Here is an 825-nt window from a genome sequence, read left to right as displayed (position 1 = left end):
GCGCGGCGGGGGCAGCTGCGGAGTTTGCGGAGGATGTGCCAGGTCTTGAGTTGGGCGTTGGCGCGGTTGGCGTCCTTCTGGGACTCGGGTTTGTTGCGGCCTTTGTACGGGGTGATCACATGTCGGCGGGTCTCGTCGTATCCGTGGTAGCCCTTGTCGCCCAGGGCGATCAGCCCGGTGTCGTGCAGGGCTGCGAGGATGTTGCGGATCCGGGCCGCGGCGGTGTCGTGGGTACTGCCGGGCAGGTCGCCGGAGGCCACAGGATCGTCCCGTCCGGTGTGGCGATCACCTGCAGGTTCACTCCGTGCATCTTGTGTTTGCCGGAGTAGAAGGGGCCGGTCGGCGGTGATCCGGTCGATCGGGATCAGTGTGCCGTCCGGAACCATGTACGCGTAGCCCCGGTGTTTCGCCGTGCGCAGCGCCTGCCGGAGCTTCGGTGACCGCGTGGCGAGGAGTTCGACGGTCTCGTGGACGTACCGCCAGCAGGTGGTGGCCGAGACCCCGAATCCGGCGCCGATCTCGGCGAACGGCTCGCCCTTGCGCAGGTGGACCAGCACCAGCAGGGCTTGCTGCCCGGCATCGAGCCCGCGCCACCTCGATCCCTGCTCCCGGCGGTGCGTGCGGACCAGGCCGGACACGAACCTCAGGGTCCGATGTGACAACGGCAGCGCGGCACGATGGAACAACACATGAAGCCCCTGGAGTAACGCGGAACGATCTTGGTCGATAGCTCTGCTACCAGGGGCTCCGTCATGCCTGGGGATCGACACGCCGAGGAGGCGTCAACCTGTCACAACCGCAAACCCTTACCCGCCAACACATCCA

At 66.8% G+C, this 825-nt stretch carries 1 pseudogene; it reads right to left on the bottom strand.

From position 1 onward, the window contains the following. Window positions 1-689: pseudogene (locus tag FKR81_RS43135) on the bottom strand (transposase family protein); the annotation flags it as partial. Between the last annotated feature and the right edge of the window lie 136 nt (window positions 690-825).

Origin of the sequence: Lentzea tibetensis, assembly GCF_007845675.1 — a bacterium.
Taxonomy (GTDB): domain Bacteria; phylum Actinomycetota; class Actinomycetes; order Mycobacteriales; family Pseudonocardiaceae; genus Lentzea; species Lentzea tibetensis.
The sequence above is the reverse complement of the archived record's forward strand: the minus strand, read 5'-3'. Positions and strand labels throughout refer to the sequence as shown.